This is a genomic window from Rhizobium sp. SU303 (genome assembly GCF_021052345.1).
In the GTDB taxonomy this organism is placed as follows: Bacteria; Pseudomonadota; Alphaproteobacteria; order Rhizobiales; family Rhizobiaceae; genus Rhizobium; species Rhizobium laguerreae.
Genome location: NZ_CP088095.1, coordinates 1,763,543 through 1,787,861, shown reverse-complemented (window position 1 = coordinate 1,787,861; position 24,319 = coordinate 1,763,543). Strand labels below are relative to the sequence as shown.

Genomic DNA, 24,319 nt, shown 5'->3' with positions numbered 1-24,319 from the left:
TCCTTATGCCGCCAGCGTCAGCGGACCGTTTTCGATTGCCCCGCGCACCTCGTCCAGCAGGAGCTGGTAGTAGAGGATGTTGCGGAAGGTGGTGAGATTGATCTGCTCCATGATTCCGACCGGCTCGAACTCGACATTCAGGAAGACCTTGCCGTTCGAATTCAGATCGGGCGTGTTGAGGTCGGAAAGCCAGACGCGGCCTCCGAGGATGTCCTCATTATTCTTGAAGGTCCGAAGCGTGGCGTTTCCGTCCTCGATCATGTTCTTCAGGTTGCCCTTGGTGAACTTGCGGTCGACATACTGGAAATAGAGATCTTCGAGAGACTCGTTGACCATGTCGGCCGTGGCGCGGACGCTGTCGAACTGCCAAAGGGCAATATCGGTGCAGAGGCGGCTGCCCCAGGTGCGGAAACCGCCGCGCTCGTTGATGATGGTCGAGACCTGCCGCTCGTTCAGGTAATTGCTGTCGACCGGGTAGGTGATGCTGCGCGCCACGCCGTCGATGGTCCGGATGATCTTGTTGGACACCGAACCCGAAACGCCCTCGCTCGAGGCAACCACGCGCGCGCGGACGCCGGCAAAGACCGGCGCGACCGGCTTTGCGACCGGCACTCCATCGACATTCTTGAGCGTCAGCGGATCGATGACAAGGATACGCCCGCCGTTGATCGTGTTGCGGAAGCGCACTGCCGCATCGTTCGTCGTGTTGGGGCCGGCGATGTAAGCTCGGGCGCGCAGCGGCGGCAGGATCGTGTTCAGCGCCGAGATGAAGGGGTTGGCCACGTCGCCGATATTGGCGACCGCGATCGGCAATGCCTTATCGGGATCGGCGCCACCGCCGGTGAAAGCAATGGCTGGAGCCGCGCTCATCTTCTTGCCAGCATCGGTGATCGTGATGCCGACGACAGTGCCGGCGTCCGCGCCCGTCCCCATCACCGCGACCGCCGTCGGCAAAACCTTGCCGGCGTCCGCGCCGCCGCCGGAAAACGCGACGACGGGCGCTTCCGTCAGGTTCTGCCCGCCGCTGGTCAACGCCACTGATGTAAGGCCACCTTCGATCCATACCCCCGTCACACCGGCTGTGATGAGCACGCGTGGCGTGACACCGAGCAATGCCTTTGCCCGCAGCGCAGCGTAAAGGCCGGTGCGCGCGACTGGATCGCCGATCAGGTTTGCCTGCTGTACCGCAGCGTCGTTGTCGCTGGCCACGCGGTTGACGATCAACATCGAACCACCTTCGCCGAAATACGTGATCACGTCTTCCTGCAGGCTACCGGCCATGCCCAGTGCGGCCGCGCCGCCAAGCGAGGTGACCAGTTTCGGTTCGTTGATTGGGAAGGCCGCCGGGTCGGCATTCGGCGCGATGCCGTTCAGAAAGGTGACGCCGAAATTGCTGACGCGCACAACGGACGGTGTGTCCGGGCTCTCGGCAAGATTTACGCCATGGTAATAGGATAGGTCGGCCACTGCGGGTCTCCTTTGGCAGAGGTTGGCGATGTCGTTGATTGGTGTCAGGCCGGCCAATAGGCCGGATTGGTCGCGTAGTCTGTGGGGATCGGGTTCATGTCCTGCAGATCGAAGCTCGCCTGCCAGAGCGGTTGTTCAAAGTTCGCCGCAGCGTAGAGCAGAATTTCGACCCATTCCGGGGCGGTCACCTCGACCCGGCCGGTCGCCGTGCTGATCTTGATCTTCGTCGATTGATCGCCGGACTGGAGCAACGCATCCTTGAGCTTGGTCACACGATCCCAGCCCTTCATGTCTTCCTCGGTCGTAGCGAAGTGATGGACACCACGCTCATCGCCGAAGTCATAATCGAAGCCGAGCCCCAGCCGACGATCGCGTTCTCTACCGATAGCAAAACCGGTCGGCGGTGGATTGCGGAATGCTTTGACAAGTGGGTCGTTTTCGTCTCGCGCTTTCACGCCAGGCTGCGCCGCGCCCAATATCTCGACGACCTTGCCATCCACTTCTCTTGTCCAAATAGATGTCATATTTCTATCCCCAAGGCAGCCGCTTGCACTGCCAATCATCCCATCCCCAAACACTAAAGTTTACAGACACCGTTCCGACGCCCGCCCCAGCGACCGATGCTGCTCTCGCAATGCGCGCCGATGTATCCGTTCGGCACTTCCCCACATTCGAGTAGCTGCTGTCAGGATAATCGTTGCCCGTTCTTGCTCTAACAATCACGCTGGGGGCGATCGATGCGCCGACGCCAATGGCGTCCCCTGCAGTCGCCACAGCATCCGCGTTAGTCGTCCCGATCTGGACATCAACGCTGACCAGAGCATCCACGGAAATGCCTACCGGGATCGCTGGACACACAACGAGGGCACCAAGAGCCCCGGCATTTAGTGTGCTGATGACCACGTTGTTGGGGAACGACACCTTGTTGGTCTGCTGTTTGAAGCTGGTTATCTGACCAGAACCATTCGTGACGATCAGAGCGACCCTGCCACCGGAAAGCATTTCATAGCCAGCCGGAACCGCGACACCGCTCTCGGTCATACTGAGGGAGGCAACGAACTTCGTTGTTCCGTCGGATAAATTTCTGACGGCATAGATCGCGTAGGTTTTGGAAGCCTGGATGACACCCGTATCCAAGCAGCCGTTCCCGCTGCCAAAGACGCTAGCAAAACTGATTGTCGTTGGCGCGATCGTTGAGAGTCTCTTTCCTCCAAGGACCCCTGCTCCGGCAGCAATAACGATGGAATTCGCTGTGGCGTAGGACGCCTCGAAGCCTATAAAATGGTCTGGGACAAGGCCCTTAACATCTGCGATCTGCTGTGAAACGCTGACAGCGAAATTAGGATCGTTGCCAATCGCAGCCGCCAGCTCATAGACGGCGTTGAGGGCGTCCGGCGCGCCGCCGATCAGGGCGTTGAACCTGCCGTCGACATAGCTGTCCAGGTCGACAATATCGCTGCGCTGATGCTGGTGCGGTCCAAGCGCGGCGATAGCGGACGAAGCCCGCCAAATGCCGTTGATCCCCTTGACCAACACGTAATTCAGCGCTGCGGCGCTTGCCCCGTCGACATCGCTCAGATCGTCGAGGCTGAATTGCGCATTGCTGTCAAGCTTGCCCGAGAGCGCCGACACGAGGCCCGCGATATCGCCCATCTGATGGCCGTGGCTGCTGTTCGCTTTGCCGGCAAGCCCATCAGCATGGGTTTTCAGCACGGCGTCTGCGATCAACCACGCTGCCGCGAGCCGCAGAAACTCCTCATTGATGTTCCGCAGCGGATCAGCGTCCGGGTCCGGGATGGGGATATTGAAGTTCGGCGTCTGTTCCATAGCCTATCCCCCGTTAGAAAATGCCGGCGCCGAAATCGCCGATCATGAGCCGCGCATCCGGGCCGCCCGTCGCCTCGATCTTCAGCCGTGCCAGCGTTCCAGTCACCGCCGTCGCCTCGAACTTCTTTTCGGTCCAAAGCGGATAGGCCAGCGGATCTGTGTCCACCAGCGGCAGTGCCACGAAGGCGGCGCCGTCGATCGAGTAAGTCATGCTGATCGCCGCTCCGCCCGGCAGAAAGGTTTTCAGGTAGCTGGTGATGCGGACGGCCGCTCCGAGATCGAAAGCGCGCGTCACATAGGTCAGGCTTTCCGCGATCTCGCCCGCAACCAGTTCGACCGGCGCGTAAAGGATCGGCGAAAGCTTGGCCGTGCCTGTCAGCACGGCTCGAAGCTCGACCGTCTCGGTGATAAACTCCGGCAGAGGGAGCACCTGGAAAGGCAACAGCCGGTAGATGGTCCCGTTCGTGCGCTCGATTTCGAAAACGACGCTGCAGCCGGCCGACGGCAATTCTACCGCGGCCCGCACTTGCAGGTCGGAACAATCGACCAGGTCGAAACTCCCGAGCTCGACCGTCTTCGTCAGGACCGCGAATTTCGCTGCCATGATCCTGAACGTCAGAGCCTCGTCCTGATGCGCCGTCCATGTCGCCGCGTTGACGGAAGAGAAACGCGGGCCGGTGACGTAGGGATGGACAGTCACCCATTTCTGAAGATCCGCGTCGAAACCTCCGAGCTTGGCGATCGAGATCGAGTGCTCGTTGTCGTCAGTCTTGATCACAAAGGCGTGGCTGCGATCGCTCGGGGTCGTCAGCGGTAGATTGTAGCGTGCCGACTTCCATCCAACGACGGCACCGACCATAGAGACGACGGCCTCGGCCGAGATGTCAGTGGTCGGATAGCCCGTGTCGGTCGAGACCTGGTCGACAAGCAAATGCTTCGTCGTATCGCCAATATTGCAGAGATGAAAATCGACGCCAACCACTTGCCGGGTTTCCGAAAGCGCAAACAGCTGCGCCTGCGGATCGGCGCCGCCCCAGCCGCCACCGCCGCCGAGGTCGGAACTGCCGCCGTTGCCACTGCCGGCACGGACCGTCAGTTGCTGGCGGGTCCAGTTGTTGACCGTCGTCACGCGCCGCATCACATCGACCTCGATCGTCCCCTGTCCGGTAAAGAGACCGATCGCTTCTGTTCCACCCTGCCCTACGGCCCGCATTTCCTTGGTACCGGCCGTGACATTGGCCGGGATCGTGATGGTGCCGGCGATCTTTCCGTTGGCATCGGCCGTCTGCGTGCCTGCCGGCTTGACGTCGATCTGGTCGAAGGTGAGGGTCGCAAGGATCTCACCCGCTCCGAACCCACTGATCTCAAAGGCCACCACGATCTGGCGCAGGAATTCCGCCTGCTCGACGCGCTGATCGACGAGTTGATTATCTGTCGTGACCTCCTGAAGCGGTCCGTTGTTCCGCCGCGTGCCGCGGTTGAATTCGTTCGTCTGCGGCGACAGCCACTGCGTTCTAGATTCCGTCCAGAAGTCGGCGGCCGGCGTCAGCTTCAGCGCGCCCGGAAGCGGGGTGAAGTTGGCATAGGGGTTGATCTTCTCGCACTGTGTTTTCAGAACCTGCGAGATGATAACCTCTTCCGTCCAGTCGAGCATGACCGGCGCTTCGAGATCGGCGCGGTAGAAGGTCGGCGTGATGGAAAGCTCCAGCAGGCCGTTGCCGATGGCGCCTGTCTGCGCGAGACCCGCATCGCGATAGCTATCGTCGATGAACGGGTCGACGAACATGCCGCGCTTGGCAACGGGCTCGCGGCTGTCGATCCCGCTCTTCAGCCTTTCGAGCTGCACCAGCCGGTCGAGATCGAGAATGCGGTTAAAGTAGCGCCACATTTCCGAGTAGGGAAGCGAGCGGATGCCGTCATTCTCGACAACCGGGGCGGTCATCCAATTGTTAGTGATGCGGCAGAGCGGCAAGACGTCGGCCGGAACGCCGGGTGCCAGCGGATTGCTGCGGGCCGGCAGCCCCTTGACGTATAGCGGCGATCCGTCCTGCTGCAGGCAAAGCCGGTCGATGCGCGGAAGCTTCTGCGTATAGGCGATGATGATATCGCCCCCTGTCGCGCCGCCCGAAACCGTAACGGACGTGTCGGTGAAGCTGTCGGCCGCGACCAGGGCGCGATATCGGTAGGTCACCTGATAGGCGGACCCGACGGCGGGCTCTGCACCCGCTGGTGCCCAATCGATCGTATTGCCGACAAGGGTATAATCCGCGGGGGCCACATAGGTCGTGCCCCCCTGCACTACCAGCGAAACCGAAATCACGCTCGTATCGGGAAGGCCATCGGCGCCGCTGACAATCGCGCCACGTGTCACCGTGACCGTCTTCTCTTTCGTTAGCAGGATCGAGTTGATCACACCGATCGGAGCAGCATCGACATTAAACGTGACGGCTGCCCCGCCTGTATAAGTGTGCGTTTCCCCCGGGATCGCCAGCTCTTCCCAGGCTTCCGGCTCGGCATGGCGAAGCGCCGCATAGCGTGTCCGCTTCCACCCGTTGATGTTCGCCTCACCCTGCTCGACCGAGAACAGCTGATCGCCGCTGTCAGCGCCGAGCGCGGTCACACGGCAACCACTGACGATATAGTTGCCGTTCGGCCGGTCGTAGGCCGCCAGCGCCTGCATGGCCGGCTCGAGAATGGAGGGGCCGGTCTGGTCGAGGATCGTTCCGTTCTGGAGCGTATAGACGGCGTAGAACTGCCCATCACCATCATCGTCGACCCATGCCCAGGCTATCGAAACAGTCTCGCGCGCTGCGCCCGGTTCACCTTCTGCAAGCGATCCCGGCACGATACCGAGCAATGACGGATCGTCTTCATGGGTGATGTAGGATTTGGTGACACGCACGCCGACTTCAGTGCGGCCGGTCATGGAAACGTCAGTCAAGACAGCCGCCTGGACGGGGAAAACGTCACCCTCGACATAGATGCTGCCGGCGCTCAAGGTGACGGTCTCAGCCTCGACGTCGACGATGGCGTCGGCGCGATCGATTCTGTTGCCGTCCTTTGCGACCAGTCGACCAAGCCGGTTGTGACGGCTGCGGGCGATGGTCTGTAATTCCTGAAGCTCCGGACCCTGCAGGAACGGGCGATCGCCGTAGAAGACGACGCTCTGCCACGATCCTTTGCCGACCGCCCTGTCGAAGGCGTTCGGCAGGCCGCTCTCGTGTTCGTACATCAGAACCTCATCAATATTTTGATCTGGTCACGCACCGTGGTGCGCAACGGAAGGGCAATCGTGCCGACGGCGATCGCGTCGCCGCCAAGCACGTCGTCAGGCTCCAGCCAAAGCCGGCCCGGTGGAATGTCGGCAGCCAACGTCGGCGCGATGGTCAGCTCGACGCCGGCCGCGACGACAGTTTGAGCATCGCCAAAATCCGTCATCGCCTCGATGTAGAGCATCGTGCCGGCGGATGCCGGGCGGTATGTCGCGGCGCCGAAGGTATAACCCGCTCCGAAACCTTGATTGACGGCACGCACGGCGCGGCACCGCCGATGGCCGATGATGTCTCCTTCAGCATCGCGAAAGGTCACATACAGGCTGCGGCTTTCGAACCAGGATGCCATCAAGATCTGACGGGCGACGACAGGGCTGTCCGCCCAGCCGAAATCGGCGTCAGCCCAGGGATAGTTCATTTCGATCCAGAGCAGGCTGTCGCCTACTGGTGGATCAATCCAGTTGCCGATGGCCGTCCCCTCGGCCTCGGTCAGCACGTGATCGATCTCCGAGGTCCTGCCGAACGACCAGAGGGTTCCGGCCGCCGTCACCGCGACGCCGCTCTCACGCTCCAGCAGTCCGTCATCGAGACGGGAGCGGTCGAGCTCGATCGCTTGCGCATCGTATTGGTAGACGCCACGCCGTAGGAGCGAACGCTTGGCCAGCGACAACTGCGTGATGCCTTCGATCCGAGACAGGTCCGGATCGTCGGTACCCGGCAACGCGGGAAACCGCAGCTGCGTCGAATTCCAGAATGCCCGACCATACCAGGCGTCTTCGAGGGTGGCGCTATACCCGATGAAGCCGAGACCTTTGGCGACCGCAGCGGGTGTTCCCCGGAGGCGTTGCCACTTCACGCCTTCCCGATCGACAACGAGGTTGTAGAGGTTGGGCACAAAGGGCGTCAGCTCTCCGAGGCCGTATTCCAAAACCAGCCACGGCAGAAACGATGGCGGCGGCGAAACGAGCTTCGCGGTTCTGATGGCGGCGACCGCGCCGCCGATATCGACCCAGCGATCACCGAGCGAAGTCTCGAATGTCGTTTCGAGCAGGCCGGAATTGGCCGGCAGCAACGATCCTTCCATCAGAAATCCCGCCCGCGGAAGTTCAGCGTGATGGTTCCGAGCGAGATCGCTTCAGCCGGGGACGCAACCACGTCACCGAGAGGAGACAGTGGCGTGATCTTGTACATGCCGGCAATCATCAGCTTGGATTTCCACCACTCAAGAACAAGGTTTCGACCGAGTGTATTCTCCGTCGCCCAGGCCGTGCGCAGTGCTGTCTGCGCACGCTCCAGCGTCGCCGCATCCGCATCGGGCAGCAGCCAGGCGTCGGCGGAAATATTGACCACCGTGCGAACCGCCGTTTCCGTGACGATCGTGTCGTTAACCATCCTGACATCAGGAGCCTGCAGCGCGGCGTCGGCGATCGCCAGCAGCTCCGGCGACGCGACGCCATCGGCATCGGTCGAAAAAATCGCCGCGTGGATCAGAGGGCTTCGACCGACGGTGTAAATGATGGCATCGGCGATCCTGACATCGGCTGCCATGACTCTCGCCTTATACCGCGGCGCGGTGCCGCCCGTAGAGCGACCCTGAATTTCAAGCACGACGCGCGCCCGAAGACGGTCGTCTTTCTCCCCGGCAAGCCGCGTCACGTCGTAGAACGCTGCCAGCATGTCGAGATCGGAACCGACCGCACGCGGCAGCATATAGGCCTGGATCGCTTCGTTGACGCGCTGGCGCATCAGCGTTTCGCGATAGCTCTCCGCTTCGTTCAAGATGACGGGCGGATCCGTTTCCAGCAGAACGACATCATAGACCGGCAAGCTCGCGTCGGGATTGGCCGCGCGCACTTCCGCCCATCGCTGCTGGAAGATGGTATTCTGGCGCGAGACAATCGCCTCGTGGTCCAGCTCCTCGATGATCTGAGGCGCAGGAAGCGCGGAAATATCGATCATGCTGGCGTCCGATCAGATCGTGAAGGCGATGCGCGTCGAGCGATCCTCGGCAATCGAGTAATCACCGAGGTGACCGCGCGGGAAGTAGGTACCGAGAATGACGAGCTCGACTTTCCCGGTTGCGGCAAGAGACAGCACCTGGCCGCGCCGCATTCGGAAGCGTGGTTCCCATCGGGCAATCGCGGCCGCAGAAGCGGAGTAGATCGCAAGGATGTTCCGACGGGTCATTTTCAGGTCAACCAGGTCCGGCAGGTCCGAGCCGAAATCACGGCGCATGACGCGTGCGCCGATCGGTGTCGTCAGGATCTTGCTGATCGACTGCTGGGTGTGATCCCAGTCGCTGAGCGCAGCGCCAGTCTCAGCGTTGACGCCGGTCGAATCGGTCATCGGATATCCTCAAGCCGGGGGACCGGTATTGTCGCCGCCTTGGACGACGTCTGTATGCTCATGATCATGGCCGACATTCTTGCCGATATGCTTCAGATATCCGCCTCCGATGTCGGTATCGCCTTCCAGCTTGATCTTGCCGGCCTTCAGAACGATCTCGTCCGCGCTCATGCTAAACACGGCGCCGCCGATATGGATTAGCAGCGGAGTGTCGCTGTTTTCCCGCGGGTTGGCCTCGGAATAGGCGCTGAGGTCGATCTGCGCGTCGGTCAGGTCGCCGCTTTCCGAGACGACGTCGACCTGCTCGCCTTGCTTCAGCAGGATGTCGATCTTGACCAGCCCTGCGCCGAGCTGCTTCGGCTTGATCCAGTCGGTCAGAAAGGGCTTGCCGCCCTGCCCCGACAGCTTGACGCGATAGAGCCCCTTCTCGTGATCGACCTGGTCGATGGTGCCCGTGCGCTTGCGATTACGCGCCCGCCGCTCGATCTCGCCAAGGCGGCCATAAAGGTCAGCGATCTGACCCGGAATGTCCCCAGGGATCAAGGCTGCACCTGTTCGGCAGGTGATGCCTCGACGCTGACGACGGAAATATCGCCGCCATCGGGGTCGGCCGACACGACTTGCAAAGCCTCCGCTTCGGCGCCGGTCAGGCCGTAGCGCCGCTGGATAATATGCCAAGGCAGATCGGACCCCGAAAGCTGCGCCTCGATCATTTCCATCTGCGCCCGGAAATCCGGCTGCGTCACCGTATCCTTCAACGCCAGAAACCGCGACATAGACGACGTCGGCCGCAACTCTTCCCCTTTGACGGGGTCGGGAAGAAGCTCCGCCAGAACACGCAGCTGCTGGCCGGCGACGCGCACGCCGTCCTGGTCGCTGCCGGCCCGCGCCCGATCGACTTGGATGACACGCGAAATGAAGCCCATGTAAATCTGAGCCCAGACATTTTGCGGATCGACAATCGTGTCCCCGATCTGGCGCATGACCATATCGAGGAAGAATTCCATTGGCCCGTCGGTCGGAGGCAAGCCAATGCCCACGATTCGGCTTTCATCGGTATCGGGATCGACCTCGGTCATGGTCGCCGCGATGCCCGCCTCGAAGAGGATCGACGTCACGCCATTGACGACCATCGCCCTGAGTGGAGCGCTGATGTCCTTTGTGGTCGCGTCGTCGGTATAGACAGCGATAAACGGATCGTCCTCTGGCAGCCTCAGCCCACCGCTGGCATTCGACTGCAGCGCGAAGATCTGGCTATCAAGCACGTTATCGCCGACCATCGTGGCGCCGCGAAGCGCCAAGATGGCAGAGATCCGCACCGCGGCGCGCACAAGGCTCATTACTTCTGCCCCAGTCTCACGATAAGGCGCGAGTGATCACGCCGATTGACCGAAAGCACTTCGAACAGCGGCTCGCCGGGACGCGAAATCGCCCGGATGGCATCGCCTTTTTCGAAGTCGACATCGGGATATTTCGCCCGGTCGACCCTGAGCTCCGCCTGCCCGGCCGCAATCCTCGTCCGCCATGCCTTGTCGGACCCGCCATCCGAACCAACCGGCTTTTCCTCGCCAGTTCTCAGTATGGCGTCGATCTGGCGCTGCGGCCGATCAGGATCGGTCTGTCCGTTTTTCATGAACGATAGCCGCACGGGCTCCGCGAGCTTCGCGTCGACAGTCGCGACGACGCGATCGCGAAGCTCGTGGAACCGTGCGGCTACTGGCATTATTAGGCCTTTGCTTCGATAGCGGCGATGATCTCCGCCTTCGTCATGCTGGCGTTGACTTCAACGCCACGATCGGCGGCGATGGCGAGAAGCTCATCCTTCGTCAGCCTGTCGCTGACTTCGGTGGTATCCGTTTCGATTCCATCGCTTTCGTAGTGTTGGCCGGGCTTCAGAAACTTGCCGTTATAGAAGCCGGCTTCGGTTACTTGATGCTGGGTCATTGCATTCTTCCTTCGTTACGAGGGTTTACTGAGCGGTCCCCTGCCGGTCAGGTAGCTCTCGCGCGGAGCAGCATTTCAGGGCGCGTGGCGATGAACAGCGGGTAGCTGTAAATCTCGACGCGGTCCCATTCTTCGCGACCCGAAGTGTCGGAAAGAAGGAGTCCGACCTTCTCCTGGCCGCGCTTGTTCAAGTAAGGCTTGAACTCGCTGGCCGGAGCCCAACCGACCTGGAAGGCATTGCGTGCGCCAATCGGGAAGAAGCGGGCCTTGTCGGTGGCGATAGCAATCGTGCTATCGTCATCCGTTCCCCGATAGTTGATGAAGGTGATCCCTTCGAACACGACGGCCGAATAGCCTTCGATGCCTTCGAGGTCCATCGCACCTTCGGTGTTGAGTTTCGTTTCCTTGTACTGCTTGTGGTTTACAAGGCTGTCGTAGAAAGTGTCACCGACCAGTGCGCCGACCCTCGTTCCCGGCGTCCAGATGCCTTTTCCTGCACGCTGCATTGCGCGCTTCACATCACGGCACTTCTTGCGAACGTCAGTCGCTTCGACATCAAGTTCGAAGTCGATTTCCGCCGGTTCTGCGATACCCCAGAAGGTGTACCAGTCGACCAGGACGGTGGTGCCGTCGGCGTCAAGCACCTTCCCCTGGATGGCGCCGAAGCGCATATGCTCCCAGGTCAGTTCAAGGTCGTCGGTGATCTGGGCCGTCCGGCTCGTCACCTCATCTGCGACTTCGATCGTCTGATCGTCCATCGGCAGTGCTGCGATGCCAGCGAGTTCGATCGCATAGATGGTCGAGCCCTTGGCAAGCCGGACCGCCTCCATGGTCCTGACCTTCGCGCCCTTCGGGATAAGCTCCTCGGGCGGCGCGCCGGTCGGGCTCGTCGGGATCAGCGTGAGGGTGCCGTTCCGGTCAACGATCGCGATAGTGCGCGACCGCGAGTAGATCGGTGCGAAGAGCCCGAGCGAACCGAGGAGCTGAGGCTTGAAGTCGACACGGTCGACGATCTCCTCCTGCACCTCGATCAGACCCCAGGCATTCTGGTTGAAAATGTCAGCAACTAAGGCCATGAAATGCCCTCCTTATCGGGACGCGATGCCAAGCGCGGCCAGCTGGGCGAGCGCGGCGGTTTTCTGGTTGTCCGTCGCACCGGCCGGCCAGACGAGGACGGCGGCCTGCACTTCGGCGTGGCGAGCGGTGATGGTGCGGCGAACATCCGCGGAGGTTGCGTCGCAGGCCTCGTAGAGGATCGCAGCCGCGTTCTGGGTACCGTCCGAGGCAGCGGGCGCGAGCGGCTTAAATTTCTTCGTCGCAGTAACCTGTCCGAGGACTGCGCCGGCGTCGAGCTTCCCACTTCCGCTGGCGATGACGCCAACTTCACGGGAGCGGAAGCCGTTAGCTTCCGAGACCAGATAGTGACCGGTCGGGCGAAGGCCCTGAGTAAGCACGGGCATTGGCGTGATCTCCTGTTAGCGGCGCTTGTTGAGACGTTCGACTGAGGCGGAAAGAACCGCCCGCGCCGTCGTCTTGTCACCGGGTTTCGTGTTGACAGGCGTCTTGTTCAGACCCTGCGCGTTCATGCGGCGCGGCTGGAACTCCTGCTCATCCTCGTCGCCTTCGGCCGCAACAGCTTTCGGCGAGACGGTGAGCGTCGCCTTCGCCTGGTCGACGGTGCTGCCGGTATTGAAAAGGTGCTCGGCAAGAGTCTCGCGACCTTTGGCTTCGTCGAGGCTCATGATGGCGCTACGGCGCTCACGGTCTGCCTTTACGGCAACATCGACGCTCGCAGTTGCTGCAGCGAGGTCAGTCTTCAGCTTGGCATTTTCGGCGGCAAGCTGATCCGCACGTTCTTTATCCGTCATGGAGGGCTCCTCTTTTGGACGGGTAGTTGCGGCGGGAGCCGCCATCTTGGTCGACATCGACCAATTCTTCTTTCTCGCGAGAGCCGCGAGGTTCTTCGGGGCGTGCGCGAAAAGCCTATAATCGAAAGCCGCGACAGGTTCAGCGACGGTCTCCGTCGTGTCATCTGCGAAGCCTTCAGCGACCGCCTCTGGCGGCGTCAGCCATCGCTCTTCCTTCATGATCTCGCGGCATTCCTCGGGAGTTTTCCCCGACTTCGCGGAGTAGACGCGGGCATAGGCGGTCGCCAGCGCTTCGAGACCTTCGATGGTCTTGCTGTGATCCTGCGACGTGCCGAACGTGTATCCGCTCGGATCATGGATCATCATCACGGCGCCCGCCGACATCGTCACGGTTTCGCCGGCCATCGCGATAAGGGAGGCCGCCGAAGCCGCGATGCCCTCAACGACGACGTCGGTAGTTCCCGAGCGCGCCGACAGCAGTGCGTGAATTGCAGCCCCTTCGGATGCGATACCGCCGCCGGAATTGATGTGGACGACCAGCTCGTCGTCATCTTCGATTTGCGCAAGCGCCAGCACCACATCACTCGAGGTGAAGCCGTCTTCGAAGAAATAGTCGCCGACATAGCCGGAGAGCCGAAGCTTTCCGTCTTCAAGAATTGCAGCCATGATGAAAACCTCAGTAGGGGCGCATTATCCCGCGAATGGCATAGCGCTTCCGCTTGGGCGCCTCGCCGCGAGAAATCTGACAGTTGCGGATTGCCTCCTCGAGCGCGCGTTTCACGTCATCGAGCTTGGCGGTTGCATACTTGGCCATGTCTTCGCCGAAGCGCGCTTCGGTGACCATCTCGCCACTCAGCAGAGCCTCTTCAACCTTGCGCAGCTTGATGGCTCGGGCACACCAGTCTACTTCGATAGAGACCGGATCATCTGCCATCACGCGGCCTCCTTGACAGGTTCGCGATTACCATCCGCAGCCCCGCCATCTGGACCGCCTCCCCCGCCCTTGGAACGGCCGAACGGATGTGGAACGCCTGCGGTTTCGAACATTTTGATCTCTCGGCCGAGCTGAACGATCTGCTCCTCGCCGTTCTTTCCCATCATCGCGCACTCATCGAAGAACGTTGACGTCCCAATCTCGAGGCGGATCTTCTGAGCCATGGCAGCCTTATAGTCGTCGGCCGAAGGCGCGGCGGGGCCGCTCCATTCCGCCTGAAAGACGCTTTCGCGGTCGCGGCTGAACGCAGCAAATCCACCCTTGAACGGGATCTGCCCGCGGAAGATCTTTTCTTCCAGCCAACGCTCGAAAATCCCCTGGACGAATGGGATGGCGATGCGAGTGCGCCTGCGCAGCACGATCGGCCAGATGCTGGCGACCGACATACGGACTGAGGAATAGGAGGCCGACGAATGGTCCATCGTCAGGTTTTCGAAGGTGATCCCCAGGCACCGGGCGACCTCCCGCAACAGGTTCTGGAAAAACGGCAGATACTGAGAGCCTGGCGTTGCCGCCGTGTGCATCTGGAACTCTTCTCCCGGGCCGAGATGATTGACCCGTGCGGAATCGGACATCGATATGCCCTTTTCCTTTAGAGCCCCGAGGCGGGCATCCCAAACGCCTAAAAGATCATGCTGCAGGCCGCTTAGGAATTCGTCCCAGGAGCCGTCACTGGCGTCGAAATCCTTCGGCTCGGGTATATCCGTCAGCGTCGAGATTGCCTCGAAAGCCTCGGCACTCGCTTCGGGACTTTTGATCGTCGCTGCGAAAATCGTCTGCATCAGCGCGGTCGCCAACGTCGCATCTGCAAGCTGATCCGACTGAGCGATCACCTTGAGCGCGGCAGCAAGAACCGAGATGCCGCGGGCGCTGTTCAGGTTCTCGCCGCGATCCATGACATGGATGACATCGGCAGCATCGATATCGTGATCGCTTTCAATGCCGGCTTCACGAACCCGGAAGCGATAGGCCACCGCCCGGCCGTACCCGTCGTGAAAAATTCCCTGGTCAAGCCCTTCAATCTCGCGCGTGACCCTCGGTAGCCGATGTGAAGCGATCAACGAAACCTTGGTTCCGGTCTTCAACCCAAGGCGTCGTTGCTCACGCAGCGGCATGTTGTCGAGGATGCCAAAAGCCTCACCCGTGACCAGATACGAGCGAACGGCAGCCTCGACCATCTCGGCGACGGTAGCTTTGCCAGCGAGATCACACTCTTTCGGGTTCCAAGCCCAGCGGCGCCATTCACGCTCGACCAGACGGCACCATTTGGCGGCCTGCACATCGGTATAGCCGAACTTCTTCAACTGCGCCCGGCAGTTGAGCTTGAGCTCATCACCGATCGTGTCCGACAAGATCTGCGTGACAGCACCGGCAATCCAGCCGCTATTGTGTAGGAAGTCGGTTGCGAGCGCAGATGCCCGATCGGCCGCCTCGCGGACGTCCCGCTTTGCGTCGCGCGTGATCGCCTTGCGCATTGCCAACACGCCGGCGCTGTCGCCGCGGAGATACCGGGCCGTGTGGCGCCGCGCCGGCGGCCGCTGCGTGCCCGGCGTGTGAACGCCGACTGCTTTCACGCGGTAACGGGGTTTGGTTTCCGTCAAGAATACGCTCCCCATTTCTTGCGTTTGCGTGGACTGCCGGACGAAGGGGCAGCTGGTTTTGTCGGCTTCGGTTGCTTGCCGAATGGATTTTCATCGGCAACCGTGAAGAGATCTTTCTCTTCCTCCGGCGTACCGTGCAGCTCGCGGACCAGGTCGGCCCAGCGATCAAGATTGAGCCGGCGCTTGTTCTGCAGGTGCCAGCCGAGCGCATAAGCGTAGACCGTGGCGTCAAACCAGTCGTTCTTCCGACCGATGATCTTCATCCACTTTTTGCCGGCCTTGGGCTTGACCATGCGGCGGGCGCGACGGGTGATGCTCGCCCTCGCCTCCTCCTCTGCGTCCACAAGCTTTTCGCCGGTTAGTTCCTTGGCGAATTCTTCATCGCAAAGATCGGCCGGCAGATGTATCGTGTTGCGCGGCCACTGAGCGCTTTCCCCGCGCCCCTGCACCAGGTTCGCCATGGCGGCCGTCACAGCCGTCTTCACATCGAACAGGCCAACAGGATAGAGCAGCGCCTTGGCGACCACCCTCTTCATCCGGTCCTTGATGTCTCTCTTGACCGGCGTTCCGAGCCAAGGGAGGCCAATGGGCTCACGGCCATCGAGGGCGTAAACGTTCGGGCGGCCCGCGCAGAACCGGTAGACGCGCTCCGTCGCCCAGCCTGAATCGACACCGGATAGGTCGATGCCCTTCTCCGCGTTTCCGCTCTCTGTCGGATAAGTTCTACCGAGAGCGTCCGATAGGCTGATCCAGGGCTCGTCGCTCTGGTCCGGTGCCCCCGCAAACACTTCCCGGTCGATCAGCTGATACTGATCACGCGGACCGATCGCATAAACCGTCCACTTGATGCCATAACCCTGGACGTCGGCGGCAGACACAAGCAATGCCGCCCACGAAGGGATCACACGCGCCGGCAACACCTGCAGCTTGACAGCCTCGACGATCTTTTCCCAATCAACGGTCAGGCCGGCCGGGTCGTACGGTTCCGCCAGATCCTGCTGGCAGAATGTCCGCATTTTGGTCGTGTCGCCCTGCGCATCGAGCCACCGCTGCCAGATGTCAGCAAGCTTTTCGCGGGGCGCATAGGCTGCCCACAAATGATAGCTCGGTTGCCAGTCCCGGCATCTACCTTCACAAGGCGCGCAGATCCAGTCGGCTATGTCACTCGACGCTATCGCCAGAGGCACGGCCGGCTCGAACTCGCGAACACGGCGAGCGATCCAATGCCCCCGGCTCATCATGTCCGGCTTGTGACCGTCGAGGATCGGTTCGTCGCAAGACAGGCAACGCAGATGCGTCGGCCGATCGTGATCTGGCCCGCGCATCATGTCGAAGGTCAGAGCCTGATACGTGTCGCAGTGCGGACACGGCAGGTAATAATATCGCTGGTCGCCGGCCTCGAAGTCGTCGCTGATGACGCACTCGCCAGCGACGCCAGGGGTCGATCCCTGCCATTCCTTCGCGAGGTCGCCGTACATCTTCTGTCGGGCGCGCGCTTGGTCCCGCGGGCTGCCTCGCCCTTCGACGTCCTTCGGGTATCCGGTCACCTCGTCCATGGCGAGATACTTGATCGACACCATCTGCAGGCCCTTGGAAGAACCTGCATTGACGATCTGGCAGAAGCCGCCGGCGTACCGCTTGAACGCTGTCGTGCTGCCCTGCTCATCCCGGCTGCTGACGGGAAGCACCTTGTGACGGATGCGGGGCGATGCCTCGATCGTCGGGTGCAATTTGACCCGGTTGAACTTCGTTGCCTCCTCGAGCGTCGGCAGCACGATCATCATCGAGCCTGGCGACTGATCGACAACAAAGCAAAACCAGTTCTCGATCGCCGTCGATTTGCCGAGCTGCGCCGCCCAGCGGCACGAGATACGGCGGGCCGGATGGTCCGGATGCAGGCAGTCCTGCGGCTCCCGCAGATAAGGCACGCGATCGGTCCGGAAATCACCGGGCCAAGGCGAGCCAGATTCCGCCGAAACCTTCCGGTACCGGTCGGAAAATTCGCTGATCGTCAGCTCCTCGCTCGGCCGGCTCGCAGCGGCCATGCCAGAGAAGATCGCGACCGCTCCATTCGGAAGCTCCGGAAACCGTGTCCGGATATCATGCACGGTCACTGGAGCGGCAGCTCGGCTGCGTCCAGATCACGAGGATCTTCTCCAGCGTCTTCGCGACGCCGCATCGCATCCAGCTTCTTCAGGACGTTCTGATTGAAGACGCTCAGCCCCTCCCTGGAAAAGCCTTTCAGCGCAATGCGCACCACGCGTTCTTCCCATCCATACCGGAGCGAAAGCGAGGCCGCCTCCGTCTCGATCGCCCGCTCGAAAGCCGACATCATCATGGCAATGGCGTCACGCCCGGCCTGGTCGACTTCCGCAACCGGCGTCAGTTCCTTTCGACGCTCCGCGAGATCCATCTCGCGCATCTCGGCCTCCGCCTGAACCTTTCGCGCAGTGCCATCGGACTGCGTGCCGGTTTGCCTCGATGTCGGCCCCGGCTTTGCTGCTGCCGAACGAGACGACTGCGAGGCCGGTCGAATACGAATATTCTCCCGGCGATGCGCCAGGAGAGCAATGTAATCGACCAGGTTCGACTTGCCATCCGGCTTGAGCGACAGCGCTTCGGAGTGCTGCTTCAGATATCGCGAGAGGGTCGAACGGTCGACCTGATCACCGTCAGCGGTCAGCCTCGCAGCCGCTTCTGTGATCGAAATCCATTCTTCGTCCATCGTGTATCAATCCGTGCATAACACGTGTGCGTGCACGCTTCTCACGTGTACCGCTTTCGAAGTTTCACACTGGCGAAAAGCCGCAGTCGCGCGCTTCCGTCCGGCTGTCGGATCGTTGAAACGGTCCCTGAATGGGGGGGGGGTGCCCCCGCCCTCGCCCCTTCGGGGTATCAGCCCTGCAGCTTCCGAAGCACCTGGTCGATGCGCATCGGCAGGGTCGTCTGCACCTCGCCCTCGAAGGCTTCCTTCGTGGCGCCGATGATCATCTCTTTCGGGATGATGACGCCCGAACGCGCGAAGGTGATGCGCGTTCCCGATCGGTTGAGGCGATAGTAGACGTGACCATCGAAGCGCCGCACGATCTTGCGATCTGGGAAAGCCCCACCACGCATGAAGGTGCCGGGATACAGCGTCCGCTTGCTGAACGGCGTGGCAACCACACCTGCTTCAGTCTCTTTCGGGTTCAGATACTTGAGGCGGACATTACCGCCTCGCGACCTGAGATCGTAGATGAGCTGACCAGTGAAGGCCCGCTTTGAATTGTCGACAGCGCGGCGGATGACATCCCGCTTCAGTCCTGTTTGCGTGGTCAGCGCCCGGACGACGCGAGTGCGCGCCCTATCGCCCACCTGGTTCATAATCCGAGGGAGAACTTTCGGGAAGTTCTCATTCAGCCAGCGAACGCCCTTTTCGAGCTTTCTCAGGCCACGGACATCAGCCCATGTGACGACAAGCTTCACATCACAGCCTCCGCAAACGCGAAACCCGCCGGGCCATCGCCAAGCGGGTTTTTCTAACCTTTTTCAGTGTCCTTAGGGTAGTCAACACCGTGCCGCATCTCAAGAGGCAGTTCCGAATATTTTCTCAGCCTTTTTCAATGGTTTGCGAGGAGGTGCTACGAAATGCGAGACGTGCCCATGGTGCCCTGTCAGGCACGAAGGGCAGCAAATCATTCGCCTTTAGCCGGCCAGACAGGTCGAAATGCAGGTGCTGGAGCGCATCCTGCCAGAGCTGCCAGTCCAATCTGGAGAGGATCGCGGCGCGGATCGATGTGGAAAGCTCGTGTTTGCGGTATGCGCCCTTCATCGGCCGCTGCTTCTTCTTGTCGAAGCCGTCTGCCTCGTAGTGATAGACCCGGTTCAGCGCATCGCGGCCTTTTTTGGCGACAAACCATGCCGGCTTGCCCGACTTCATCACCATCCTCACCGTCGGCTGCTCTGCCGTCCAATCCGGTCCGCGACCGAGGATGGCGTGCCTGGTCACGAGATTGACCACATGCCGGCCGTTCAGCCGCTCACCCTTCAACCGCAGCGTCTCATCGACGCTGGCAACCTCAGCGGCGATCAATCCGAGATCATCATCCCACTCAGGGAACGGGTTCCACGTCCCCTCGCCACTGTAATCAAAGCTGCCGAACTCCTGCATGGCGCGTACGGCGTCGCCGACCTTGACCGCGTCGGGATGAGGATCGGCGGCGGCCGCGATGTAATCCGGGATCACGCCATAGACGTTCGGATTGCGGTCGATCAGCGTTCCCAGCGCTGCAACCTCGCTCATCATGCTCCAGGCAGCGCTGAAGCCATGCCCTGTGTCCGCCATCGGTGCCCCGACCTTGCAGAGCTCCTGCGAGTAAGCCCAGCTCAGAAGCTGTTCAATGGTCACCTTTTTCATCATCAACCCTTTGGAGATAGTTTGCGATAGTTTAGAGATAGTTTTAGCGATAGTTTTTATGTTTGTTTTCAATGACTTCGATAGTTGCGATAGTTTTTACGCATTAACATGGAGATTTAATTCATCCCCCAAACCCCCGCCGTTTTACGCATGCGTATGCGCGCCAAAACTATCGCAACTATCGCAAGCCTTTGATTTTGCTCCCCCTTCCCCCGCCCCAACTGTCGCAAAACTGCCGCTGAAACTATCGCAACTATCGCAGCGCGCGGGGGTTTTAACGGCGGCGAGATGTCGGGTGGGGTTGCGGGGAACATCAGAAAACCTCCGGCAACGGCGCATCATCATCGAAGCGGCCGGGCGGCGGCTCTGGCATGGGAGCACTCTGAGGTGCAGGAACGTCGCGAAGCCGCAGGCCGAGGTAGTAGTGCAGCCGCTGCGTGGTATCCTTTTTGAACTTTTTCGACATCGCCCGCCCGAAGGCGGTCACATTGATCGGCTTGCCGCCCTCGTCTTCGGTGAAGCGGCAATAGGCGCTATAGAGATATTTGGCCTGCAGCGGCTCCGCCGTCTCATCACGCACCACGCAGCGCGCCACGAAGGCCGACGTTCGATCCATGTCGTCGCGATACTCCTGCGTCGCCGTCCGCACGGCGTCTGGGATGACGAGACCCTCCCGCAGGAAGATGCGCACCCCCTCGATCAGCCAATTGAGGATTCCGGGATATTCCGGCCGGAAATAGCCGATCATGTCGTCGAATTCGCGCCGCTCGGCCTCTGGCACCTTCACCGGCCAATGAACGACGGCCATTCGCCGCCAGATGCCATCGTCATTGCCGGTGATGCGGGGATAACCGTTGCCACTCATGATGACGATGAAGATCGGGTCGAAATCCATGTAGCCCGCGAAGAGGTCGCGCGCCGTGATCGTCTCGCCGCCGGTCAGTTCCTTGACCAGGTTCTCTTTCAGGTCCTCGCCCTCAGGCAGCTCCTTGACGCGCAAGAGCCGTCGGCCGAGCAGTCGGGCAAGATCGGGAGAGGCGCCACCCGACGAACCGCTCTCGCCGATCAGACTGGTCGCCGGCAGCGTCACCGCCACCTCGCCCAGCAGCCGGCAGAGCGTTTCCATGTAGACGGATTTGCCGTTCGCACCGTCACCATAGTGGAAGAATAGCTTCTGCACAGTGATCCCGACCAGGCCGAGGCCTGACGACACCTGCACCATGCGCCGGACATCAGCATCGGGCAGCATCGTCTCGAGGAATCTCACCCAGCGCGGGCACCGGGCCTTCGGCTGGTAATCGACCGGCACGACATGAGTGATCAGATCTTCCCGGTCGTGCCCTCGCTTGACCTTTACCTCGGCATCGGTGCAGACGTCGACCATCGCAGGCACATTCGGCGTCTCGGCCGCGTTGGTGAATTTCGGGTTGGCGCGCCGCTCCATCTTTCGCTCGAATCTGATCGTGGCGTTGTGGACAGCAAATCGCATCCGATCGGCATTGAAGTCATCAGGCGAGCGGATCACATGCGGCGCGGCGCAGGCGAGCGCGGCATTCATCCGCGCGACGTTCTTCGAAGAGACCGCATGGTCGAGACGTCTTTTCACCCGTTTGGAAAATGCGTCCAGCGCCTTTTCCCGGTTGGCGACCAATCGCCGTTTGGTGACGTCGATGTCCTCGCCCGCCGCCTCGGCATCGGATGCCGCCTTACCGGCATCGATGGCGTCCTGCTCCTTCTGTGTCGGCTTGATGTAATGCCGCTCCTGCATGATCCGGTCGCCGAGCTGCTGGACGATCGCCAGAGACTTCGGCCCGCCATTGGCAACATCCCAATGCGTGCCGGTCCAGACGGCATAGAGCGCGCTCTTTGCCTTCTCCTGGCTGACGACCAGCAGATCCTTGCCGAAGTGCTTAAGAAGCCGTTTGCCGTTATCCGTGTCGGAATGGTCAAGCCCGGCGCAATATTCGAGGATTTCCTTTAGGCCTTCGCCGTCGCTTGGCGGCGCCGCGCCATTGTCGAGAGTTTCGGCATGGTCATCAGAGAGGGGTGGGGTTTCGGGGTCAATCTCGCCACGTTGGGCAAGCGCCTCCTGCACGATCTCGCGGAGACCGCCCGGCATGTCAGTCGATAAAGTTTCCAGCACGCCCTCAAGCCCTTCCCGAAAGTAAACCGGCGAAATCCATACCCATTGGAGGCCACCAGATCTTGATGTCGCGGCCGGAGGCAGACAGCCGGGCTTTCGCCCGGGCCATCGCAGCCGCGGTGAAGTAGAATTCGCTGTCGCCATCGGCGAGCAGCACGAGGCCTTTGACATGGTCCGGCACCTGGATTGCATCCGACGGCGCCTGATCGGGCTTCGGGAACGGATAGACGCGGACCTTCTGCCCGCTCGCCGTCACATGAGCCTCGCTCTTTCCCGCGCCGCGATCGGCCGGTCCCGCCAGGTTGCCGAGATCGCCGGCCGCGAAATAGAAGGTGCCGGGGTCGAAGCGCTCGTAGCCGGCGACGGCAAGCACCGTCTCGATTCCTTCACCTCCGACCCACCGGCGGGCCTCCATATCGCCGCAGAGCGGGATCAGGCCGCCGCTCTTGGCACCGCGCATCTTCTTCGTCGGCAGAAGATCGCCCTTGTCGTCACGTCCGAGATCCGGTCGGAACTTCGGCGCGCGCGTCATGTCGATCCACGTCAGATGGCTGCCGATGACCGTGCCCGTCAGGTCGACGAACGGCGCAACCTGCGCATACCCTGAGTAGATTGCAGCCGGTCGGCCGAGCTCGTCGACGCCATGCCAATAGGTCAGCCGGGGATTGAAGCGGAGGCATTCGAAGACGCGGTCGGACATGGCAAAGCCGGTCCGTGAGGCGAGGTATGTCCGCAGGAGTTCGTCATCAGCGTGCGGCGCGATCGTTGCATTGAGGTAGATGCCCCGCGCTTTGTCGATTTCCTTCTGACGGAACTTATCCTGCTCCAACTGCCGGGCCGCTTCCTTCGCCTCACGCTCAGCTTTCGCCTTCGCCATGCGCTCCTGCCGCGTGGCCCGCTCTTCATCCGTCTCCCGCTCCGCTTCGTCGGGCAGATCCTCGTTCAACGCCTTGGCGCAGGCTTCCAGCAACTCAGCTTTCCTATGCAGGTCGAGGCCGAGCACGAAGCCGATCAACCCGACGCCGGTGCGCCCGCCGATGCTGCAGCCACGGCAGTTCCATGCCTGCTTAGCGAGATTGACCGAGAACCGATCCTTGCCGCCGCAATGCGGGCAAGGCTGGCCCTTGTCGCCGCGCTTGATCGCCAGCCCCAGCCGGTCGACCGCTTCGGCGACCGTCACATTGTGGGCGCGTTCGATGAATTCGGAGATGATCGGATTGCTCATACCATCCTCACATCAAAAGAGGCTGCACGGAACCGTCAGCGTAGACAGCATCGAGGGGCGTGTCGGCGCGAGGTTCCTCGCCATCCCACTTGTCGGGCCAGGTGTTCAGCGAAATCAGTTCTCTTATCCGAGCCTCTTCCTCGGCATTGAGTATATCGACGAGCGGGCGACCGAGACGGATGGCGGCCTCGTTGCATTCGGCCTGGATCGAGAGGACCCGATCGAGAGCATAGAGGCGAGCCTCCATCGTCAGCGGCCCCATCCGTTGCGGATTGGCGGCTATGCTGCCGTCCTTAAGCCTCTCAACGCCTGATTTCCGCAACCGATTCGTCGGCTGTCGAAGCTCGCGATATAGCGGCTTGAGGCCCAATAGTGGCTCGATGTACGACCAGTAAGGGATGCGGATGACAGTCTTTAGCCCGAGATCTTCCGATGCTAGCGCGCAGCCGACACAGCCGGTGCGGGCATTGATCTCTTCTGCCTCTTCACCACCGTAGGCATCGGCAACCATGGACGTTTCCCATGCCCCGTATTCGGCCATAGGTGCATAGATCTTGAGCCAGTCGAAGACATTGCAAACCCGCCAATGCAAAAGCGGTGCAAGGGTTGCGATCTTGCCGCGAATTCCCTTCGCTTCCGGCAAAACCTGCTGATACCAGCCTTGGCCACACTCAGCGCCGTCCTTGCCACAGGACATGGCAATTCGGCCATCCCTGATCGCGCTTTCCCCCTGACGCACGCCCGTTATCATTAGGATCGACCCGTCAAGCTCACCGATCCGACGCTCCAGCGCCGCCGTCATCGGGTCAACCTTGATCTGTCGGGTGCACCAACGCAGCGTATTGTTATTCGGAGGAGGCACACCTCGGCCGAGCATGTAGACGAAAAAGCGCTTGTCGAGCGGAGCTGTCACGACCTCGCAATAGATGCCCATGGACCGCAGCCGTTCCATCAGGAGATTGCCCGCAATTGTTAGTGGCGTCAGCTCCATGCGCGTGTCTGCCGATAGCACTGAGATCGATTTCGGCCGCGGCAGACGTCCGGCCTCGACCAGGTGCACAATAACAGTCAAGGTTGCGGTGCTGTCTTTGCCGCCGGAAAATGCGAATACCCAATGATCATGCGTCGGGCCGTAGGCCTGCATCGACTGCAGCGTGAGTTCGACCGCTTCGTCATAAACGAGGCGCTGTGCCCCACCGAACAGGGTTGGCTGGTCGAAACGTCCGCTCATTTTGC

23 protein-coding genes are annotated in these 24,319 nt (G+C 61.2%); all 23 read right to left on the bottom strand.

All coding sequences use genetic code 11. From position 1 onward, the window contains the following. Window positions 1-3: 3 nt before the first annotated feature. The 23 genes from RlegSU303_RS08950 to RlegSU303_RS08840 all read right to left on the bottom strand — a co-directional run bounded on the left by RlegSU303_RS08950 (window position 4) and on the right by RlegSU303_RS08840 (window position 24,314). A complete protein-coding gene (locus RlegSU303_RS08950; RefSeq protein ID WP_231283702.1) occupies window positions 4-1,467 on the bottom strand; it encodes a phage tail sheath C-terminal domain-containing protein in 1,464 nt (487 codons plus the stop codon). Window positions 1,468-1,511: 44 nt separating this feature from the next. Then, window positions 1,512-1,991 (bottom strand): hypothetical protein, encoded by a 480-nt coding sequence (locus RlegSU303_RS08945; protein ID WP_231283701.1) that lies wholly within the window; start codon window positions 1,989-1,991, stop codon window positions 1,512-1,514. A 4-nt stretch (window positions 1,992-1,995) separates the two neighbouring features. After that, window positions 1,996-3,294, bottom strand: coding sequence for a hypothetical protein (locus RlegSU303_RS08940; RefSeq protein ID WP_231283700.1), 1,299 nt, complete (start codon window positions 3,292-3,294; stop codon window positions 1,996-1,998). A gap of 13 nt (window positions 3,295-3,307) precedes the next feature. Then, window positions 3,308-6,526, bottom strand: a complete 3,219-nt coding sequence (locus tag RlegSU303_RS08935; protein ID WP_231283699.1) for a DUF4815 domain-containing protein — start codon at window positions 6,524-6,526, stop codon at window positions 3,308-3,310. Beyond that, on the bottom strand, window positions 6,526-7,650 hold the full coding sequence (locus RlegSU303_RS08930) for a phage tail protein (RefSeq protein ID WP_231283698.1): 1,125 nt from the start codon (window positions 7,648-7,650) through the stop codon (window positions 6,526-6,528). Before RlegSU303_RS08930 ends, RlegSU303_RS08935 begins: the two co-directional genes overlap by 1 nt. After that, window positions 7,650-8,525 carry a baseplate J/gp47 family protein gene (locus RlegSU303_RS08925; RefSeq protein ID WP_231283697.1) on the bottom strand — a complete coding sequence of 292 codons (876 nt, stop codon included), beginning with the start codon at window positions 8,523-8,525 and terminating at the stop codon, window positions 7,650-7,652. Before RlegSU303_RS08925 ends, RlegSU303_RS08930 begins: the two co-directional genes overlap by 1 nt. Before the next feature lie 12 nt (window positions 8,526-8,537). Beyond that, entirely contained in the window at window positions 8,538-8,912 is a 375-nt protein-coding gene (locus RlegSU303_RS08920) for a GPW/gp25 family protein (protein WP_231283696.1), read from the bottom strand. Between the two features lie 9 nt (window positions 8,913-8,921). Continuing rightward, the gene (locus tag RlegSU303_RS08915; RefSeq protein WP_231283695.1) at window positions 8,922-9,455 is read right to left on the bottom strand and encodes a hypothetical protein; all 534 of its coding nucleotides are present in this window, start codon (window positions 9,453-9,455) and stop codon (window positions 8,922-8,924) included. Beyond that, window positions 9,452-10,252: a hypothetical protein gene (locus tag RlegSU303_RS08910; RefSeq protein ID WP_231283694.1), complete on the bottom strand. Its 801-nt coding sequence runs from the start codon at window positions 10,250-10,252 to the stop codon at window positions 9,452-9,454. The genes RlegSU303_RS08915 and RlegSU303_RS08910 overlap by 4 nt, the downstream gene beginning before the upstream one ends. Then, window positions 10,252-10,545, bottom strand: coding sequence for a hypothetical protein (locus tag RlegSU303_RS08905; RefSeq protein WP_231283693.1), 294 nt, complete (start codon window positions 10,543-10,545; stop codon window positions 10,252-10,254). Before RlegSU303_RS08905 ends, RlegSU303_RS08910 begins: the two co-directional genes overlap by 1 nt. 92 nt (window positions 10,546-10,637) lie before the next feature. Then, window positions 10,638-10,856: a Rho termination factor N-terminal domain-containing protein gene (locus RlegSU303_RS08900; protein WP_231283692.1), complete on the bottom strand. Its 219-nt coding sequence runs from the start codon at window positions 10,854-10,856 to the stop codon at window positions 10,638-10,640. 47 nt (window positions 10,857-10,903) lie between these two features. Continuing rightward, window positions 10,904-11,932 (bottom strand): major capsid protein, encoded by a 1,029-nt coding sequence (locus tag RlegSU303_RS08895; RefSeq protein ID WP_231283691.1) that lies wholly within the window; start codon window positions 11,930-11,932, stop codon window positions 10,904-10,906. A gap of 12 nt (window positions 11,933-11,944) precedes the next feature. Next, entirely contained in the window at window positions 11,945-12,316 is a 372-nt protein-coding gene (locus tag RlegSU303_RS08890; protein WP_231283690.1) for a head decoration protein, read from the bottom strand. 15 nt (window positions 12,317-12,331) lie between these two features. Beyond that, on the bottom strand, window positions 12,332-13,390 hold the full coding sequence (locus RlegSU303_RS08885) for a head maturation protease, ClpP-related (protein WP_231283689.1): 1,059 nt from the start codon (window positions 13,388-13,390) through the stop codon (window positions 12,332-12,334). Window positions 13,391-13,400: 10 nt separating this feature from the next. Then, window positions 13,401-13,658 (bottom strand): hypothetical protein, encoded by a 258-nt coding sequence (locus tag RlegSU303_RS08880; protein WP_231283688.1) that lies wholly within the window; start codon window positions 13,656-13,658, stop codon window positions 13,401-13,403. Beyond that, window positions 13,658-15,319 (bottom strand): phage portal protein, encoded by a 1,662-nt coding sequence (locus RlegSU303_RS08875; protein ID WP_231283687.1) that lies wholly within the window; start codon window positions 15,317-15,319, stop codon window positions 13,658-13,660. Before RlegSU303_RS08875 ends, RlegSU303_RS08880 begins: the two co-directional genes overlap by 1 nt. Next, complete coding sequence (locus tag RlegSU303_RS08870; protein WP_231283686.1) at window positions 15,316-17,433, bottom strand: terminase gpA endonuclease subunit; 2,118 nt, start codon at window positions 17,431-17,433, stop codon at window positions 15,316-15,318. The genes RlegSU303_RS08875 and RlegSU303_RS08870 overlap by 4 nt, the downstream gene beginning before the upstream one ends. Continuing rightward, a complete protein-coding gene (locus RlegSU303_RS08865) occupies window positions 17,430-18,044 on the bottom strand; it encodes a hypothetical protein (protein WP_231283685.1) in 615 nt (204 codons plus the stop codon). The genes RlegSU303_RS08870 and RlegSU303_RS08865 overlap by 4 nt, the downstream gene beginning before the upstream one ends. Before the next feature lie 170 nt (window positions 18,045-18,214). Then, a complete protein-coding gene (locus RlegSU303_RS08860; RefSeq protein WP_231283684.1) occupies window positions 18,215-18,784 on the bottom strand; it encodes a hypothetical protein in 570 nt (189 codons plus the stop codon). 124 nt (window positions 18,785-18,908) lie between these two features. Further along, window positions 18,909-19,715: a hypothetical protein gene (locus tag RlegSU303_RS08855; RefSeq protein ID WP_231283683.1), complete on the bottom strand. Its 807-nt coding sequence runs from the start codon at window positions 19,713-19,715 to the stop codon at window positions 18,909-18,911. A gap of 313 nt (window positions 19,716-20,028) precedes the next feature. Further along, window positions 20,029-21,858 (bottom strand): DNA primase family protein, encoded by a 1,830-nt coding sequence (locus tag RlegSU303_RS08850; RefSeq protein WP_231283682.1) that lies wholly within the window; start codon window positions 21,856-21,858, stop codon window positions 20,029-20,031. A gap of 4 nt (window positions 21,859-21,862) precedes the next feature. Then, window positions 21,863-23,083, bottom strand: coding sequence for a P4 alpha zinc-binding domain-containing protein (locus RlegSU303_RS08845; RefSeq protein ID WP_231283681.1), 1,221 nt, complete (start codon window positions 23,081-23,083; stop codon window positions 21,863-21,865). Between the two features lie 7 nt (window positions 23,084-23,090). Next, entirely contained in the window at window positions 23,091-24,314 is a 1,224-nt protein-coding gene (locus RlegSU303_RS08840) for a phosphoadenosine phosphosulfate reductase domain-containing protein (protein ID WP_231283680.1), read from the bottom strand. Window positions 24,315-24,319: the final 5 nt, after the last annotated feature.

What these genes read in the sequence shown, in the direction of transcription:
- RlegSU303_RS08895 (WP_231283691.1), bottom strand. Translation starts at nt 11,932, where the DNA reads ATGGCCTTAGTTGCTGACATTTTCAACCAGAATGCCTGGGGTCTGATC.
- RlegSU303_RS08945 (WP_231283701.1), bottom strand. Translation starts at nt 1,991, where the DNA reads ATGACATCTATTTGGACAAGAGAAGTGGATGGCAAGGTCGTCGAGATA.
- RlegSU303_RS08840 (WP_231283680.1), bottom strand. Translation starts at nt 24,314, where the DNA reads ATGAGCGGACGTTTCGACCAGCCAACCCTGTTCGGTGGGGCACAGCGC.
- RlegSU303_RS08905 (WP_231283693.1), bottom strand. Translation starts at nt 10,545, where the DNA reads ATGAAAAACGGACAGACCGATCCTGATCGGCCGCAGCGCCAGATCGAC.
- RlegSU303_RS08865 (WP_231283685.1), bottom strand. Translation starts at nt 18,044, where the DNA reads ATGGACGAAGAATGGATTTCGATCACAGAAGCGGCTGCGAGGCTGACC.
- RlegSU303_RS08935 (WP_231283699.1), bottom strand. Translation starts at nt 6,526, where the DNA reads ATGTACGAACACGAGAGCGGCCTGCCGAACGCCTTCGACAGGGCGGTC.
- RlegSU303_RS08930 (WP_231283698.1), bottom strand. Translation starts at nt 7,650, where the DNA reads ATGGAAGGATCGTTGCTGCCGGCCAATTCCGGCCTGCTCGAAACGACA.
- RlegSU303_RS08885 (WP_231283689.1), bottom strand. Translation starts at nt 13,390, where the DNA reads ATGGCTGCAATTCTTGAAGACGGAAAGCTTCGGCTCTCCGGCTATGTC.
- RlegSU303_RS08845 (WP_231283681.1), bottom strand. Translation starts at nt 23,083, where the DNA reads ATGAGCAATCCGATCATCTCCGAATTCATCGAACGCGCCCACAATGTG.
- RlegSU303_RS08925 (WP_231283697.1), bottom strand. Translation starts at nt 8,525, where the DNA reads ATGATCGATATTTCCGCGCTTCCTGCGCCTCAGATCATCGAGGAGCTG.
- RlegSU303_RS08880 (WP_231283688.1), bottom strand. Translation starts at nt 13,658, where the DNA reads ATGGCAGATGATCCGGTCTCTATCGAAGTAGACTGGTGTGCCCGAGCC.
- RlegSU303_RS08890 (WP_231283690.1), bottom strand. Translation starts at nt 12,316, where the DNA reads ATGCCCGTGCTTACTCAGGGCCTTCGCCCGACCGGTCACTATCTGGTC.
- RlegSU303_RS08855 (WP_231283683.1), bottom strand. Translation starts at nt 19,715, where the DNA reads ATGAAAAAGGTGACCATTGAACAGCTTCTGAGCTGGGCTTACTCGCAG.
- RlegSU303_RS08900 (WP_231283692.1), bottom strand. Translation starts at nt 10,856, where the DNA reads ATGACCCAGCATCAAGTAACCGAAGCCGGCTTCTATAACGGCAAGTTT.
- RlegSU303_RS08940 (WP_231283700.1), bottom strand. Translation starts at nt 3,294, where the DNA reads ATGGAACAGACGCCGAACTTCAATATCCCCATCCCGGACCCGGACGCT.
- RlegSU303_RS08920 (WP_231283696.1), bottom strand. Translation starts at nt 8,912, where the DNA reads ATGACCGATTCGACCGGCGTCAACGCTGAGACTGGCGCTGCGCTCAGC.
- RlegSU303_RS08910 (WP_231283694.1), bottom strand. Translation starts at nt 10,252, where the DNA reads ATGAGCCTTGTGCGCGCCGCGGTGCGGATCTCTGCCATCTTGGCGCTT.